Origin of the sequence: Hydrogenophaga sp., from assembly GCF_050182545.1 — a bacterium.
Taxonomy (GTDB): Bacteria; Pseudomonadota; Gammaproteobacteria; order Burkholderiales; family Burkholderiaceae_C; genus Hydrogenophaga.
On sequence record NZ_JBFXCD010000026.1, the window covers coordinates 16,478 to 32,525 of the forward strand.

The following is a 16,048-nucleotide window of genomic DNA, read 5'->3' on the forward strand; positions in this document are numbered from 1 at the left end:
ACCATGAAACACATTGCTGATCTGGTGACCGCGCTCGCACGCGAACTCAAGGCGCGCGGCCTGATGATGGCCACGGCCGAGAGCTGCACCGGTGGCCTGATCGCCGGCGCCTGCACCGACCTGTCGGGCTCCAGCGACTGGTTCGAGCGCGGCTTCGTCACCTACTCCAACGCCGCCAAGCACGAGCTGCTGGGCGTGCCCGTGGCGCTGATCGAACAGCACGGCGCGGTGAGCGAACCGGTGGCGCGCGCCATGGCCGCAGGCGCACTCGAGCACTCGCCCGCGCAGCTCGCCGTGGCCGTCACCGGCGTGGCCGGGCCCACCGGCGGCAGTGCCGACAAGCCCGTGGGCACGGTCTGGTTCGGCTGGGCCACGCCCGAAGGTGTGTTCACCGAACACCAGCGCTTCGATGGCGACCGTGCCGCCGTGCGCCAGGCCACGGTGCGCCACGCGCTGGCGGGACTGTTGCAGCGGTTGCCGTAGCGGCCAGGCACCCGTGTCCGGCCGGCAGCGCTGCCTACAACATGGCGTGCGACAACCTCAGTACTAAAGGCTGGCTATCATATGGCGGCGATTTTCCCGCATATGCAAGACAGGCAAGCACATGAATGCAGAAGAAGCGCCCCCCACGGCCGTCGCAAGAGCGGGCCGCTACATCCGGCAGTCCACCGGCTACCGTGCGTTTGTGCCGGCGCCGTTGCCGCCCCGGCCTCCGCTGAACCTCAGCGGGGACATTGCGGCCTTGCTGTCCACGGCCGACCGGGCCCTCGGTCGCCTGGACGGGTCGGTGCTCACACTGCCGAACCCTGACCTTTTCGTCTTCATGTACGTGCGCAAGGAGGCGGTGCTGTCGAGCCAGATCGAGGGCACGCAGAGCTCCCTGCAGGACCTGTTGTCAGCCGAGGCGCAACTGTTCGACCTGGGCCTGCCCCGTGACGTGGATGAGGTGCTGAACTACGTGCGGGCAATGAACCACGGCCTGGGCCGACTGGCCGAACTGCCAGTGTCGGTGCGCCTGATCCGTGAGATTCATGCGCAGCTCATGGAAGGGGTGCGTGGCGGCCGCCTGCAACCGGGTGAGCTGCGCACCAGCCAGAACTGGATAGGCCCGCCCGGGTGCACCCTGGCCACCGCGACCTTTGTGCCCCCGCCACACCACGAAGTGCCGCAGGCGCTGGGCGACCTTGAACGGTTCCTGCACGCGCCCGACACCCTGCCGCCGCTCATCAAGATTGCGCTGGCCCATGTGCAGTTCGAGACCATCCACCCCTTTCTGGACGGCAACGGGCGGGTGGGGCGGCTGCTCATCACCTTCCTGCTGACCGAGTGTGGTGTGCTGCACAAGCCCGTGCTGTACCTGTCTCACTATTTCAAGCAGCACCGCCAAGCCTACTACGACCACCTGCAAGCCGTGCGTGAACGCGGTGACTGGGAAGGGTGGCTGACGTTTTTCCTGCGCGGTGTCATCGCTGTGGCGGGGGAAGCCGCTGGCACGGCGCGCAACATCCTGCAACTGCGCGAACAGCACCGTGCCGCAATCACTCAGCACCTGGGCCGTGCGGCAGGCAATGGCCACCGGGTGCTGGAATCGCTGTTCGACCGCCCCATTGTCTCGGTGGCCGATGTGCAGCAGCTGACGGGCACCACCTTCGCCGCGGCCAACACGCTGGTGGCCAGGCTGGTGGAGCAAGGCGTCTTGCATGAAATGACCGGCTACGCCCGCAACCGGCGCTTCCGGTACGCCCCCTATATCGCCCTGTTCAACGACGCGCCGCCCGAGGGGTCTGCATAAGCAACTTCACTTCTCTCTAAGGCTTTTCCTCCACGCACCGCTGCCTTCATAGCCAGATCATGGAACCGTTCAAGAACCTCATCAACCGGGACACCGTCGCCACCACGGGCCGGCACCTGCGGCGCGCCTGGCCGCGCTTCGATGTCAAGCGCTTCGAGGCGCAGGCCGCGACCGGGCTCGACGACCTGGAGTTCAAGGCGCGCGCCATGCAGCTGGCCGATGCGCTCGAAGCCACGCTGCCCGCCGATTTCCACGCCGCCTGCGAGACCCTGGAGGCCAGCCTTGCGCCGCCACTGGCGCTGGATGCGCAGGGCGAGCCGCTCAAGCTGGGCGAGGCGCAGGCCGACAGCGGTGTGGCCGGCTGGGCGCTGTGGGCCGCGGGCGAATTCGTCGCGCGGCGCGGCGTGGGCGACGCGGCGTCCGCGCAGCGGGGCCTGGCCTGCCTGCACGCGATCACGCAGCGCTTCACCGCGGAATTCGCGATCCGGCCCTTCATCCAGCGCCACCCCGGCCTGTCGCTCGACACGCTGGGCCAGTGGCTGAAAGACCCCAGCGCGCACGTGCGCCGCCTGGTGAGCGAGGGCAGCCGCCCGCGCCTGCCTTGGGGCCTGCGGCTGCAGGCGCTGGTGGCCGACCCCTCGCCCACGCTGCCGCTGCTGCGCGCGCTGCAGGACGACCCGAGCAGCTACGTGCGGCGCAGCGTGGCCAATCACCTCAACGACATCGCCAAGGACCACCCGGACCTGGTGGCGGCCTGGGTGCGCGAGCACCTGATCGGCGCGCCGGACGCCCGCAGCGCCTTGCTGCGCCACGCCAGTCGCGGCCTCATCAAGGCGGGCCACTCGCCCACGCTCGCGGCCTGGGGCCTGGCCAGCGGGCTCCGGGGCCAGGCGGCGCTCGCGCTGTCGGCGAAACGCGCCGCCGTTGGTGGCGAGATCGGCCTGCGCGTGCGGCTGCAGTCCAGCGCGCGCCAGCCGCAGCAGCTGGTGGTGGACTACGCGGTGCATCACGTGCGCGCCAACGGCGGCAGCTCGCCCAAGGTGTTCAAGGGCTGGAAGCTCACGCTCGGCGCGGGCGAGGCGCGCGCGCTGGACAAGCGCCACAGCCTGAAGCCCGTGACCACGCGCACGCTCTACCCCGGCACGCACCGCATCGAACTTCGGGTCAACGGCGTGGCGCTGGCCGAGGCGGCTTTTGAGCTCGTCGCCTGATCACGCCGGCAGGATGTGCGCTTCCAGCCCGCGCCGGGGCGAGGGTTCGACGGCCGGCGCGTAGCCCAGCCGCGCCCACATCTGCACCGTGAAGCGCGGCGCGGGCGCCGCCAGCAGCTGGTGGATGTCGGTGTAGGGCACCGCCTGCTCCGGGTACTCCTGAAGCGCCTGCGACAGGGGCTGCATCGACAGTCCAGCAGCGGTGGCGGCGAGCTGGGCGCGCGCATAGGCGCGACCGGCGTTGACCTGCGTGAAGCGGTCGTTGCCCTCGGTGACTAGCCAGAAGAAGGCGGGCGTGGCATCGATCTTCGCGTTGAAGTCCTCGATCTGGCTGGTGGTCGCGAAGCTGTCGGGGGCGGGTGCGACGCTGCGGTCGAACAGGCCAACGGCGTTGAGCGCGCGCACCATCGGGTCGTTGAGCGACAGGCCGTCGCGGTGCCGCGCAATTTCCTTCGGCCCCACGCGCAGCACGTGGAACGACTCCAGGATGGTGCGCGGCGTCGTCAGCTCGATGCGCCAGGCCTCCTTGGCAATGCGGCGGTGCGCCTGCAGCGCGTCGGCCTGCGCGTGGCCGACAAAACCCACACGGAACGGATGGGGCTGCACGCTGCCGGCGATGGCCTGCAGCGCCATGGCGTCCGGCTCGCGCGCTTCGTAGGCTTCGCGGTTGGTGCGGCGCTGGAAGATCTGCGCGAACAGCGGGTCGGGCCGCACCGACGCGTCCGCCACCAGGCGGATGCGCGCGGTGGGCCGCGCATCCAGCGTTGTCGGGCCGAAGGCGCCCTGCGGGAACAGCGTGACCTCCGCGCGCAGACCCCTCTGGCGCGCGGCCAGGTCCAGCAGTTCGATGAAGGTGCCCTGGCTCATCATCATCTGGCGCGAGAACGGGTCGGTCTCCGGCAGCAGGCGGTTGCGGTCGATGAACAGCGTGATCTCGTCGGGCACGCGCAGGTCCACCAGCCAGGACTGCAGGTTGTGCGAGTGCGGCGCGAGCAGCGCATGGCCCACCAGCCAGCGCCGCACATCGGCCTGCTCGCCCGGACCCTGCCAGGCGGCGATGGCCTCGGGCGGCAAGGCGCTGCTGCAGCCTCCCAGAGCGCCGGTGGCGGCCGCCGCGATCGCGCCACCGCCGAGCAGCCGGATGAAGCGCCGGCGGTCCACTTCGTGCGTCCTGACGTGCATGGGATATCTCCTGTTCGCGCCGAACCGCGGCGCCATGGGACGGATTGTGGAAGGCCGATCGCTCATACACAATTGACGATCGTCAAACATCTGCCATGCACAAATGCATACCAGCGATTTCAACTGGGCATTGATCCGCTCCTTCCTCGCCGCGCTGGACCGGGGCAGCCTCATGGCGGCCGCGCGCGCGCTCGCCACGACGCAACCGACGGTGGGCCGGCACATCGCCGAGCTGGAGGCGCAACTGGGCGTGTTGCTGTTCGAGCGCACCGGCCGCGGCCTGGTGCCGACCGAACACGCACAGCGGCTGGCCGGCCCGGCGCGCGCCATGGCCGGCGCGGCCGACCAGCTCGCGCGCCAGGCCTCGGGCGCGCAGCAGGCGGCGCGCGGTACCGTCCGCATCAGCGCCAGCCAGCCCGTGACCTGCGTGCTGCTGCCGCCGGTGCTGCTGCAGATGCGCCAGGCCTTGCCGGACATCCAGATCGAACTGGTGTCGAGCAACGCGGTGAGCAACCTGTTGCAGCGCGAGGCCGACATCGCCCTGCGCATGGTGCGGCCCGACCAGGCCTCGCTGCTGTGCAAGCGCGTGGGGCAGGTGGCCATCGGTGCCTACGCGCACCGCGACTACCTGCGCCGGCGCGGCACGCCGCGCGTGCCCGAGGACCTGTTCCAGCACGACCTGGTGGGCGACGACCGCCAGACCGACATCCGGCGCGGCTTCGCCGCCATGGGCTACGCGGTCGGGCGCGAACAGTTCGCCGTGCGCACCGACGACCTCAACGCCTACCAGGCCGCTGTCGGCGCGGGTCTGGGCGTGGGTTTCCTGCCGCGCTACGCGGCGCGGCGCAACCCCGATCTGGTGTCCTTGCTGCCCATGCTGGCCATTCCTCCGCTGCCCGTGTGGCTGGCGGTGCACCGCGAGATCCGCAGCAATCCACGCATCCGCCAGGTGTGGGACTTTCTCGCGCAGGCGATGCCGCCCGCGCTGGCCTGAACGCTTCGTCACCCGGCCCCGTCCGCACGCATACTTGCCTTCTTCCCACCGAAAGGCGCCACCACGATGCTCACCGTTCACCACCTCAACAACTCGCGTTCGCAGCGCGTGCTCTGGTTGCTCGAAGAAATGGGCACGCCCTACGAGATCCGCCGCTACGAACGCGACCGCAAGACCATGCTGGCCCCGCCCGAGTTGCTGCAAGTGCACCCGCTGGGCAAGTCACCGGTGGTGACCGATGGCAAGACCACGGTGGCCGAATCGGGCGCGATCCTGGAGTACCTGGTCGAGCAATATGGCGAAGGCCGGTTCGCGCCCCAGGCGGGCACGCCCTCATTCCTGCGCTACCGCTACTGGATGCACTACGCCGAAGGCTCGCTGGCCACGCCGCTGCTGCTGCAGCTGGTGTTCGACCAGATCGAGCGCAAGAGCCCGCTGATCGTGCGGCCCGTGGCCAAGGCGATCTCGTCCCAGGTCAAAGGCCTGCTGGTCACGCCCAACCTGAAGCGGCACTTCGACTACCTCGAGGCCGAGCTGGCGGAACACGGCCCGTGGTTCGCGGGCCGCTCGTTCAGCGCGGCCGACGTGCAGATGAGCTTCGGCATCGAAGCCGCCGCCGCGCGCGGCCTGCTCAAGAACCGCCCCAAGCTCGCCGACTGGCTGCGCCGCATCCACGAGCGGCCCGCCTACCAGCGCGCGCTGGAACAGGGCGGGCCGTACGACCTCTCGTCGTTCTAGGGCCTCACCCCAGCTTGAACGGCAGCTCGCGCAGCGGCTTGCCCGTCAGGCGCGCGATGGCGTTGGCGAACGCCGGTGCCAGCGGTGGCACGCCGGGTTCGCCCACGCCGGTGGGGGCGTCCGCGCTGGGCACGATGTGCACGGCAATGGCCGGCATGTCGGTGATGCGGGGCACCACGAAGTCGTTGAAGTTGCCCTGCTCGACCACGCCGTCCTTCAGCGTGATGGCCGCACCCGGCAGGCACATGGACAGGCCCATCAGCGCCGCGCCCTGCATCTGCGCCTCCACGCTCCTGGGGTTCACCGCCAGGTTGCAGTGCACGCCGGCCGTGACCTGGTGCAGTTTCGGCGTACCGTTCTCCACCGAGGCTTCGACCACGTAGGCCACCACGGTGTCGAACGATTCGTGCACCGCCACGCCCCAGGCGCGCCCGGCCTCCAGGGTCTTCTTGCCGTAGCCGCTCTTGTCCACCGCCAGCTGCAGCGCGGCGCGGTGGCGCATGGCCTTGTCGTCCATGAGCTTCATGCGGTAGGCCACCGGGTCCTGCTGCGTGGCGCGCGCGATCTCGTCGATCAGCGTCTCCATCACGTAGCCCGTGTGCGTGGACCCCACGCTGCGCCACCACAGCACCGGCACGTTGTGCTTCGGGTGGTGGGCTGAGAGGCGCATTGGCACCTTGTAGGGCTCGCCCATGCCTTCGACAGCGGTCTCGTCGACACCGTTCTTCACCATCATGGATTCGAAGAAGGTGCCGGCCATGATGGACTGGCCGACGATGACGTGGTCCCACGCGAGCACATTGCCTTGTGCGTCGAAGCCGATCTCGGCTCGGTGCACATGCATGGGCCGGTAGTAGCCGCCGCGCACGTCGTCCTCGCGGCTCCAGAGCGTGCGCACCGGTGCGTTCAGGCCGGCGGCGCGCGCCGCCTTGGCCACGCTGCAGGCCTCGACCACGTAGTCGCTGCTGAGGATGGCGCGCCGGCCGAAGCCACCGCCGGCCATCTGCACCTCCATCGAGACGTTCTCGGGCTTGATGCCCAGCACGCGCGCGGCGGCGCCGGCGTCGGTGCCGGGCATCTGCGTGCCGACCCAGAGCTTCGCCTTCGCGTCGGCACCCTCGCCAGTGATCTGCACCGTGCAGTTCAGCGGCTCCATGGGTGCGTGCGCGAGGTAGGGGAAGACGAACTCGGCACTGATCCTGTTCGGCGCGCCCGCCAGCGGCGCCATGTCCGCGTCGTGCTTGATGTTGCCGGTCTTGCGCGCGAGTTCGCGGTAGCTGGCGAGCTGTTTCGCGCTGTCCACCTTCTCGCGGCCGGTGTCGTCCCACTGCGGCTTGAGCGCGTCGCGGCCCTGTTTCGCAGCCCAGTAGCCGTCTGCGATGACGGCAACGCCCTGGCCACCGTCGTGCAGCGGCACGCGCAGCACCGCTTTCACGCCAGGCACGGCGCGCGCGGCGGTGTCGTCCAGCGCGGCCAGCTGGCTGCCGAACACCGGCGGGTGCGCCAGCACCGCCGTGAGCAGGCCGGGCAGGCGCACGTCGATGCCGAAGTTCTGTTTGCCGCTGGACTTCGCCTGCGCGTCCAGCCGCGTCACGGGCTGGCCGATGAGCTTGAAGCGCTTGGGGTCCTTCAGCGCCACCTGTTCCGGCACCGGCAGTTGCATGGCGGCGTCGGCCAGTGCGCCGTAGCCCAGGCGCCGGCCGCCGGGGCCGATGACCACGCTGCGCGCGGTGCTCAGCGACGACTCGGGAACGCCCCACTTCTTCGCGGCGGCCGCCACCAGCATGGCGCGCGTGCGCGCGCCGAGCTCGCGGTACTGCGTGTAGGAATGCTTCATCGACGTGGAGCCGCCGGTGATGTGCATGCCGAAGGCCGGATCGGCATAAGCCATGTTGGCGTCGCCGTGCACCGCGCGCACGCGGCTCCAGTCGGCATCGAGCTCCTCGGCCAGCACCATGGCCAGGCCGGTGTGCACGCCCTGGCCGAACTCCAGCCGGTTCACGGTGACGGTGACCACGCCGTCGCGCGCGATCTTCACGAAGGCGGCGGGTTGCTGGAAGGGTTTGAGTCCGGCGTCTGCGGCGGCCTTCTCCTGCGCCTCGGCGAGCAGTGGGTAGGCGCCGAGCGCGAAGCCAGACGCGGTGGCGAGCTTGAGAAAGCTGCGGCGGGCGAGCACGGCGGCGCCGTCGTTGTGGGTGTCGCCGGTGTCGTCATCGCGCAAGCGATGCGCCAGCGCAGGCGGCAGGGAGCGGACTTGTTCGGGAGAGAGGTGTTGCAGATGCATGGTGTGCTCCTTCAGGCCAGCGTGCGGGCCGCGTTGTGGATCGCGGTGCGCACGCGTGCGTAGGTGCCGCAGCGGCAGATGTTGCCGGCCATGGCGGCGTCGATGTCGGCGTCGGTGGGCTTGGGGTTCGCCTTGAGCAGCGCGGTCGCGCTCATGATCTGGCCGCTCTGGCAGTAGCCGCACTGCGCCACGTCGGCCTTCATCCAGGCCTGGTGCACGGCCTTGCCGACACGGTCGGTCTCCAGTGCCTCGATGGTGGTGAGCTTCTGGCCGGCCGCGGCCGAGATCGGCGTGACGCAGGAGCGGATGGCCGCGCCGTTGAGGTGCACGGTGCAGGCGCCGCACAGGGCCGCGCCGCAACCGAACTTGGTGCCGGTCATGCCCAGCGTGTCGCGCAGGGCCCAGAGAATGGGGGTGGATTCGTCGGCGTCGACGCGCACGTCCTTGCCGTTGATGTTCAGCGTGGTGGGCATGGGGTGGTTCTCCTGTCGTGGGGTGGTGAGAAATCGCTTTATGAATGAACATTCATTCGTTATCTGGGGGAACTTTTGGCCTGAACGACCTCAGCCTACGCTTTCAGGCCGTCCCAACAAAGTCCAAAAGCCTGCGCCAGCGCCGCCTCGGTGTCGGGCAGGTCGCCGCTGCGCATCAGGCTCGCGGTGTCGCGCACCGAGCCGAAAAAGTGGGCGGCCAGCATCATGGTCGGCACGTCCTTCACGATCTGCTGCGCCCGCGCCTCGTCGAAAAACCCCAGGCAGCCCGCCGCGAACCGCGCCGAGAACTGGCGCGACGCCTCGCTAAACCATGGGGAGTTGTAGTACTGGTCCATGAACACCGCCTCGGGGCCATGGGCCAGCCGGTGGCGCAGCAGCCGCGTCCAGTTCATCTGGAACCGCGTGCGAAACGGCGTGGCGGGGTCGATCCCGGTGTCAATGAGCGCCACCAGCGCCCCCTTGACCTGCTCGTACAGCGCATTGAGCAGGTCTTCCTTGGAGCGGTGGTACACGTACAGCGTGCCGGTGGCAATGCCCGCCTCGCGCGCAATGCCGGCCATGGTCAGCCCGCTCAGGCCCACGCGCTCCACCAGCGCCAGCGTGGCGCGGGCAATCGCCTGCTGCTTGTCGTCGTCCTTGGGCTTCATGAGGGCGCGATCTTAAGCGAATGAATATTCATCCGTCAAACGGTTTTCGAGCAAAAAGGGCTCAGGCCGGATGCCACACCATGGCCACCCGCCGCCGCAGGCCCATCACCGCCTCCGCCTGCAGCGCCGCGCCGAGGTGGGGAAAGTCGGACAGATCGGCCACGGGCTGAAAGCCGCGCCGGGCATAGAAGGGCGCGTTCCATGGCAGGTGTTCGAACGTGGTCAGCGTCACCGAGCGAAGCCCCATCCCGATGGCCGCCACAAAAGCCGCCTCGAGAAGCCGGCTCCCGGCACCGCGACCGGCGCGGTCCGGCAGCACGTCCATCTCCGCAATGTGGAGGCTGCTCCCCTCCACACGGCACAGCATGAAGCCGATCACCTGGGCGCCTTCGCCCTCAGCGACCCAAAGCGTCTTCGCGGCAAGCCCCTGTCGAAGCTCTTCGAGCGGGGTGGTCTGCGCGTGGTGGGCGGGCAGATCGCTCGGAGGGAATCGCTCGGCCGCGCTCTGCTCGATGGCGGGGAGAAGCCTGATGTCTTCGGCGGTTGCGGAGCGTACGCGAACATTGGTCATCCGTTTGAACATCGCGCATCAGCGGCGAAACAATATAGCGAGGAATCAGCGAATACAAGTCGCACGACGCTCTGAGCCATCCCCGGCCTGCCCCGTGTCAAGCGCTGCACCCATTCGCGTCACGACATCCTCACCTTCTTTTTCTTCCCTTCTCACGTCCATCCAAGGCATTGAACACTCGGCGCTTCAGCACTTCTTCAACAACGATGGTAGTAATGGCAGGTAACACGCCTCCCTTGCCACCGAAAAGAAATCGAACTGGCGGATACAGAAAAAGGCATGGGGCGACAGTGACTGCAAGAGCGCCACCGACGCTTGAACCAGAGGAAATAAGCGCGATCCCTGCAACTAAGGACAGAAAGCCTCCCCAGAGAAACACGGAAGAGCGGATGCGTGTTAGAAGTTCGCCATTAAGCGTTTGAAACACCTCGAAAGGCCATGAGGGTGGATTGGCAAGCAGCCCGATATCTCGGGGACCGTCGCGCATGATCTGGGCGATTTCGTGTGCTTGCCAACCAGCAAGCCACTGATAGGCCATTCCAAGGTCAGACGCCATGTAGGGATTCTCCGTTCTCTCGGAGCCGTTGGCGCGAGCCAGCCGACCTTCACGATATCCCTTGCTAGTCGGGTCAAGGCTCAGTTGAATCGGCAATAAGCTTCTTGTATCAGTTCGCGATAAATGCTGAGCGCGCGCTCGCATGTGGGCTACCCAGCCGGCATCCCACTCGGCTACCAACCCCGCATCTATGACCATATGCGGGTTACACATTCGATCAATGCCATTCGCGGCAGCCAACTTCCCGTCGAGGAATGTCCGGCTCTTAGGCTTGTCATCTAGGGGCATCCGCCGCTCCCTTAAGCGCACAACAGCGCCCAACTTTGATTTAAACGGCAAAACGCCGGATACCCACAGTCATGGCAGTGAAACAAAGCGCATGACCTCTCCAGAAAGTGATTGAAATAGCGCTCTGCAACGCATCATGCTGGCTACAAGAAACAGGCTTGCCGGATCCAGATTCGAAAAACCTGCCTGTGTCCCTCCCCGGCCCGTCAAGCTGCTGGATCAGGTGTGAAAGCGGGTTCGCCACGGCCAATACAGCCTACAGCCCGAAAAGGTCTACGTCTACCAAGCCAAAGCGCTTGTGTTCCGGGCGGCCCGTTGGGAGGTTTCCTGTCCATCAACCCCCATGGCACTTCTTGTACTTCTTCCCGCTCCCGCAAGGGCAAGGGTCGTTGCGCCCCGGCGTGGCTTCCTTGCGCAGGGGTTCGGTGCGCGGGCCGAGGCTGCGGCCGATCTGGTGCAGGTCGTACACCGCCCAGATGGCGGCGCCGAAGGCGTTGAGGCGTTCGTCGCTCACGCTGGGCGGGCCGTCTTCGGCGTGCATGTTGACCGTGGGCTTGCCGGTGTCGTCTTCGGTCAGGGCCACCACATGGTCCAGCGCCTCGTCCAGCCAGGCGGCGGTGTCCTTGTCGCGCGGGGGTTCCCAGTCTTCACCCCAGTTCTCCACCACGAACATGAAGCCCAGCGCCCACACCTGGGCGTAGGCGGGCAACTCCTGGTCCTTGAAGTCGGCGCGTTCTGCTTCGGGCAGCGCGGCCACGGCGCCGCGCACGTCCATCAGCTCGGGGTGGTAGCTGCGTTCGTCTTCCAGCGTGTCCACCGAAGCGGCCAGTGAGGCGGCTACCTCGGCCTGGCGGCGCGCCCACAGGGCCATGAAGCGTTCGTACTGCGCGGTGTTGGCGAAGTGCGTGCCGTCTTCCTGCGGCGCGGTGGGCAGCGGGCCGGTGCCCAGCAGCACGGGCAGCCATTCGGCAGGCTCGATGGGGCGGCGCGTGCACAGCAGCGCGGCCATGGCGCCTTCGCAGAATTCCCATTGGGGCACGTCTTCGCCGCGCGTGCGCAGGTCGTCCAGGATGGCGTCGAGCGCGTCGTAGTCTTCGTGGTCCAGCGTGGCGGCGTCGGCGGGGGTGGGTGTCGTTGTCATGGTCTGCAGGGGCCGGAGTTCTATGATGCCCCGCAGTGTATTCCCGCCCCCTGCCCTGAAAGCCCGCATGCTCGACCGACTCAACGCCCTCTACCCCGTGCGCTACACCGCGTTCGCGCTGTGTGTGCTGATCGCGCTGCTGAGCCTGTTCACCTGGGTGATCGGCGGGGAAAGCGGGTTCATGTTCCTGCTGTTCGCGGGCCTCTCGCTGCTGGGCCTGTGGGACCTGCGGCAGACCAAGAGTTCGGTGCTGCGCAACTATCCCGTCATCGGCCACCTGCGCTTCATGCTGGAGAAGATCCGCCCGGAGATTCGCCAGTACTTTCTGGAAAGCGACACCGAGGCCACGCCGTTCTCGCGCAGCCAGCGCAGCCTGGTGTATGCGCGCGCCAAGGGCGAGACCGACAAGCGGCCCTTCGGTTCGCAGGTCAACATGGGCGCCGACGGCCACGAGTGGCTGAACCACTCGATGCAGCCCAGCGTGCTGGCCACGCACGACTTCCGGGTGCGCATCGGCGGTGACGCCTGCACCCAGCCTTACGACGCGAGCATCTTCAACATCTCGGCCATGAGCTTCGGCGCGCTCTCGGCCAACGCCGTCCAGGCGCTCAACGCGGGGGCGAAGCGCGGCGGCTTCGCGCACGACACGGGCGAGGGCTCGATTTCTGACTGGCACAGGCTGCACGGGGGCGACCTGATCTGGGAAATCGGCTCCGGCTACTTCGGCTGCCGCGACGAGACGGGCCGCTTCAGCCCCGAGCGCTTCCAGGCCAATGCGCGGGACCCGCAGGTGAAAATGATCGAGATCAAGCTCAGCCAGGGCGCCAAGCCGGGGCACGGCGGCGTGCTGCCGGGGCCGAAGGTGACGCCCGAGATCGCCGCGGCGCGCGGGGTGCCGGTGGGGGTGGACTGCATCTCGCCCTCATCGCACAGCGCGTTCTCCACGCCACTGGAACTCATGCACTTCATCGCCCAGCTGCGCGAGCTCTCGGGCGGCAAGCCGGTGGGTTTCAAGCACTGCATCGGCCACCCCTGGGAGTGGTTCGCCATCGTCAAGGCCATGCTGGAAACCGGTGTGCGGCCGGACTTCATCGTGGTCGATGGCGCCGAAGGTGGCACGGGCGCGGCACCGCTGGAATTCACCGACCACGTGGGCGCGCCGCTGCAGGAGGGCCTGCGCCTGGTGCACAACACGCTGGTGGGCGTGAACCTGCGCGAACACATCAAGATTGGCTGCGCGGGCAAGGTGGTGAGTGCCTTCGACATCGTGCGCGCCATGGCCATCGGCGCGGACTGGTGCAACAGCGCGCGCGGCTTCATGTTCGCGCTGGGCTGCATCCAGGCGCAGAGCTGCCACACCGGCCAGTGCCCCACCGGCGTGACCACGCAGGACCCGGTGCGCCAGCAGGCACTGGTGGTGCCCGACAAGGCCGAGCGCGTGTTCAACTTCCACCAGCAAACGCTCAAGGCCCTTCAGGAACTGGTGCAGGCCGCTGGCCTGCAGCACCCGCGCCAGATCACCTCGCACCACCTGGTGCGCCGCGTGAGCGAGAACGAGGTGCGCCTGCTCGCCAACCTGCTGCCCAACACGCCCCCCGGCGCGCTGCTGACCGACCTGGCCGCGCAGCATGCGGTGTTCACGCTGTACTGGGAGCGCGCGAGCGCGGAGCGGTTCGGGCTGGCGTGACGGTCACTTGTCGCGGCCGTTGAGCCCCTGGACCAGAAGAACGTCACACGACACCAACCAGAACCGCGCACGCCGCTGCCGCCAGCCCGGCGACGGTGCGCACATGGTTCCAGAAGGTCCATTCGCGCACGTAGACCGGCCAGTAGGCTGCGGCCTCGGCGGATGTGGCGTCCAGGCGCGCCAGGTGGTTGTTGCGCGGCACGTTGAAGGCCGCGGTGACGCCGAAGTTGCCCAGGGCGTAGAGCAGGCCTGCCGCGAGCAGCAACGGTTGCCAGGACATCAGCGCCACCACCACGCATGCGATGGACAACAGCAACGTGCCCATGAACAGGCCCATGAACCACGGGTTGATCACGACCACGTTGATGCGCTGCATCGCCGCCACGCCCTGCGCGGCAGGCAGTTGCGCGAGCGCCTTCATCACGAAGGTGGAGAAGGCGAAGAACGCGCCGCCCACCGTGGCCGCGCCCAGCGCGGTGAAGAGCATCAGAAGGTCGACCATGCTCATGGCACCACCTTCGCACCTTTCTCCAGCAGCAGTTCGCGCAGCACCGAGCGGTGGCAGTGCGATTCGTGTTCGCAATAACAACCCACGGAAAAGTCGGTCTGGTGCGACAGCCGCGCAAGCAGTTCGATGCTGCGGCTGTTCTCGGGCGTGGCCATCTCAGCACGGTACTTGCGCGTGAAGCCGAGCCACTGCGCAGGCGTGCGCGCTTCCTGGCCGAGTTTCATGACGTCCACGCTGGGCGCGAGGTTGGGGTACCAGACGTCGTACCAGTTGCCGGAGGCGAATTGCGCCTTGGGCACGCCGCGCGGTGGCCGCCGCACCGTGCCGATGCGCAGGCCTTCGCCCGCCGCCCTGTCGCTGCCCAGTCGCACCACCCGTATGGCCATGGCCGTCTCCTTGCTTTGTTTCCCGAAACGCGATGGTCTCAGATGCGGGAGCCGTCTTCCAGAAAACGTTCCTCGCGCTCCAGCACGCCTTGCGCGTTGTAGCGCTTGCGCCGCAGGAGCAGGCCGCGCTCGCCGTGTTCGTCCTCGCGCAGCAGCACGCCGTCTTCACTGAAGTACTTCTGCCAGCCCCACAGGCGGCCGTTGCGCTCGGTGTTGACCGAGGCGGGCTGGCCGTTGTCCCAGAAGCTTTCGGTGGTGCGTTCCCGGTTGCGGCCCTCGCGGCGGATCTGCTGGCGCATCTTCTGCTTGCCGTTGAGGTACCACTGCTCGATGCGCTGCTCGTACCCGTCGGCCCAGGTGGTCTCCTGCGTGAGCTGGCCGCTCTGCGCCCACTCGCGCGACACGCCTTCGCGGCCTTCGGCGCTGTTGGGGTCGCGCTCGATGAAGTCGGCCTCGGAGCGCAGCGCCCCCGACGGGTAGAACACGCGCTTGATGCGCCGACCGTCTTTCAGTTCCTCGCTGCGCACGGTGCGGCCCTGCTCGCCCAGCACCACCAGACGCTGCAGCTCACCCCGGAGGTAGCTCACCGTGCCCGACGCTGTGCCGGGCGCGCCGTAGAGCGTGACCTGGCTGGCGCGGCCGTGGTGGCCGCACACCTCGCGGTCCTGCGGCAGCAGGCTCACGTCGGCGCAACGCAGTTCGCTCAGCGCGCCGTCTGCCAGGTAGCCGATGCTGAGCAGGGTGCGGCGCCCGAGGGCGAAGTCCAGGCGCTGCAGGTGGCCGGCTTCGGCAAAGGTCTTCTGCACGCCGACCGCGCTGCCGTCTTCCAGGTTCTCTTCCTTGCGCAGCGTGCCCCTGGGGTCGTAGGTGCGCGCCAGGCCGTCGCGGTTGCCGCGTTCGTTGACGCTGTACTCGCGCCGTTCGCCGTCGCGCAACACCATCACCACCGGGCCGACGAAGCGCCCGTCGCGCAGGGTCTGCTCGCGCAGGCGCACCGCGCCGTCTTCGTCGGTGCAGCGCATCACGCCACTCTTGCCCGCAGTGGTGTGGCCGTTGTAGGGGCTCACGCGTTCGCCATTGAGTTCGCAACTTGGCACGGCGTGAGCGCCCAGGCTCAGCAGGGCGAGCCACAGCGCCAGCGGAAGGGTGAATCTAGACATGGGCAGCGTCCCATTGTCGGCGCACGCTCACACCCACGCGCGCCAGCCGTCGGGCCATGCAGAGCACGGCGTCGTCCTTGCTGATCAGGATGGCGCGGTGCGCGGCCGCCAGGTCGACGAACTTCTGGTCGTCCGCGTCCTTGCAGGTGTAGGGCGCCTTGGGTGCCTCGGGCACGAGGCGGGCGTGCCGGTCGAAGGCGTCGAGCACCTGCCGGGCGGGCCGGCCCTGTGCATCCAGGCGGCGCGCGATCTGCGGGTAGGTGAGCACGCGTGCCAGTTCCTCGCGCATGGCGGCGGTGGCAATCCATTCGCCACCGGCCAGTGCCGCACGCAGCGGCCCGGTGGCCGGGTCTTCGAAAACAAACAGGTCGAGCGCGATGTTGGTGTCGAGCACGAGCGGATTCATGGG

The 16,048-nt window shown here is 68.2% G+C and carries 17 protein-coding genes; 6 read left to right on the forward strand and 11 right to left on the reverse strand.

The features are described from left to right. Positions 1–3 precede the first annotated feature (3 nt). From AB7P10_RS18845 to AB7P10_RS18855, 3 genes are all read left to right on the forward strand, one after another. Positions 4–483: a CinA family protein gene (locus AB7P10_RS18845; protein WP_428295377.1), complete on the forward strand. Its 480-nt coding sequence runs from the start codon at positions 4–6 to the stop codon at positions 481–483. Between the two features lie 121 nt (positions 484–604). Continuing rightward, entirely contained in the window at positions 605–1,792 is a 1,188-nt protein-coding gene (locus AB7P10_RS18850; RefSeq protein ID WP_428295378.1) for a Fic family protein, read from the forward strand. Between the two features lie 59 nt (positions 1,793–1,851). Then, on the forward strand, positions 1,852–3,003 hold the full coding sequence (locus AB7P10_RS18855) for a DNA alkylation repair protein (RefSeq protein ID WP_428295379.1): 1,152 nt from the start codon (positions 1,852–1,854) through the stop codon (positions 3,001–3,003). On the opposite strand, the gene AB7P10_RS18860 is transcribed toward AB7P10_RS18855, so the two are convergent. Continuing rightward, a complete protein-coding gene (locus AB7P10_RS18860; protein WP_428295380.1) occupies positions 3,004–4,185 on the reverse strand; it encodes an Acg family FMN-binding oxidoreductase in 1,182 nt (393 codons plus the stop codon). 103 nt (positions 4,186–4,288) lie between these two features. Here AB7P10_RS18860 and AB7P10_RS18865 point away from each other — a divergent pair, with 103 nt between their 5' ends. Both AB7P10_RS18865 and AB7P10_RS18870 read left to right on the forward strand, forming a co-directional pair. Next, positions 4,289–5,179 (forward strand): LysR family transcriptional regulator, encoded by an 891-nt coding sequence (locus AB7P10_RS18865; protein WP_428295381.1) that lies wholly within the window; start codon positions 4,289–4,291, stop codon positions 5,177–5,179. Between the two features lie 66 nt (positions 5,180–5,245). After that, the gene (locus AB7P10_RS18870) at positions 5,246–5,917 is read left to right on the forward strand and encodes a glutathione S-transferase family protein (RefSeq protein WP_428295382.1); all 672 of its coding nucleotides are present in this window, start codon (positions 5,246–5,248) and stop codon (positions 5,915–5,917) included. A 4-nt stretch (positions 5,918–5,921) separates the two neighbouring features. Here the strand turns inward: AB7P10_RS18870 and AB7P10_RS18875 are convergent, their stop codons facing one another. The 6 genes from AB7P10_RS18875 to AB7P10_RS18900 all read right to left on the reverse strand — a co-directional run bounded on the left by AB7P10_RS18875 (position 5,922) and on the right by AB7P10_RS18900 (position 11,898). After that, a complete protein-coding gene (locus tag AB7P10_RS18875) occupies positions 5,922–8,201 on the reverse strand; it encodes a molybdopterin cofactor-binding domain-containing protein (protein WP_428295383.1) in 2,280 nt (759 codons plus the stop codon). 11 nt (positions 8,202–8,212) lie between these two features. After that, complete coding sequence (locus tag AB7P10_RS18880; RefSeq protein WP_428295384.1) at positions 8,213–8,674, reverse strand: (2Fe-2S)-binding protein; 462 nt, start codon at positions 8,672–8,674, stop codon at positions 8,213–8,215. Between the two features lie 95 nt (positions 8,675–8,769). Continuing rightward, positions 8,770–9,342, reverse strand: coding sequence for a TetR/AcrR family transcriptional regulator (locus tag AB7P10_RS18885; protein ID WP_428295385.1), 573 nt, complete (start codon positions 9,340–9,342; stop codon positions 8,770–8,772). A 61-nt stretch (positions 9,343–9,403) separates the two neighbouring features. After that, entirely contained in the window at positions 9,404–9,925 is a 522-nt protein-coding gene (locus AB7P10_RS18890; RefSeq protein WP_428295386.1) for a GNAT family N-acetyltransferase, read from the reverse strand. A gap of 118 nt (positions 9,926–10,043) precedes the next feature. After that, on the reverse strand, positions 10,044–10,469 hold the full coding sequence (locus AB7P10_RS18895) for a hypothetical protein (RefSeq protein ID WP_428295387.1): 426 nt from the start codon (positions 10,467–10,469) through the stop codon (positions 10,044–10,046). A gap of 622 nt (positions 10,470–11,091) precedes the next feature. Next, positions 11,092–11,898 carry a UPF0149 family protein gene (locus AB7P10_RS18900; protein WP_428295388.1) on the reverse strand — a complete coding sequence of 269 codons (807 nt, stop codon included), beginning with the start codon at positions 11,896–11,898 and terminating at the stop codon, positions 11,092–11,094. Positions 11,899–11,965: 67 nt separating this feature from the next. Between AB7P10_RS18900 and AB7P10_RS18905 the strand changes: the two genes are divergently transcribed. After that, on the forward strand, positions 11,966–13,585 hold the full coding sequence (locus tag AB7P10_RS18905) for an FMN-binding glutamate synthase family protein (protein WP_428295389.1): 1,620 nt from the start codon (positions 11,966–11,968) through the stop codon (positions 13,583–13,585). Positions 13,586–13,628: 43 nt separating this feature from the next. Here AB7P10_RS18905 and AB7P10_RS18910 read toward each other — a convergent pair whose 3' ends face one another. From AB7P10_RS18910 to AB7P10_RS18925, 4 genes are read right to left on the reverse strand one after another with little or no spacing between them, the layout of a single operon-like run. Next, the gene (locus tag AB7P10_RS18910) at positions 13,629–14,093 is read right to left on the reverse strand and encodes a DUF1772 domain-containing protein (RefSeq protein WP_428295390.1); all 465 of its coding nucleotides are present in this window, start codon (positions 14,091–14,093) and stop codon (positions 13,629–13,631) included. Continuing rightward, a complete protein-coding gene (locus AB7P10_RS18915) occupies positions 14,090–14,479 on the reverse strand; it encodes a DUF488 domain-containing protein (RefSeq protein ID WP_428295391.1) in 390 nt (129 codons plus the stop codon). Before AB7P10_RS18915 ends, AB7P10_RS18910 begins: the two co-directional genes overlap by 4 nt. Before the next feature lie 38 nt (positions 14,480–14,517). Further along, positions 14,518–15,639 carry a toxin-antitoxin system YwqK family antitoxin gene (locus tag AB7P10_RS18920; protein ID WP_428295392.1) on the reverse strand — a complete coding sequence of 374 codons (1,122 nt, stop codon included), beginning with the start codon at positions 15,637–15,639 and terminating at the stop codon, positions 14,518–14,520. Further along, positions 15,632–16,045, reverse strand: a complete 414-nt coding sequence (locus AB7P10_RS18925) for a PIN domain-containing protein (RefSeq protein WP_428295393.1) — start codon at positions 16,043–16,045, stop codon at positions 15,632–15,634. Before AB7P10_RS18925 ends, AB7P10_RS18920 begins: the two co-directional genes overlap by 8 nt. Between the last annotated feature and the right edge of the window lie 3 nt (positions 16,046–16,048).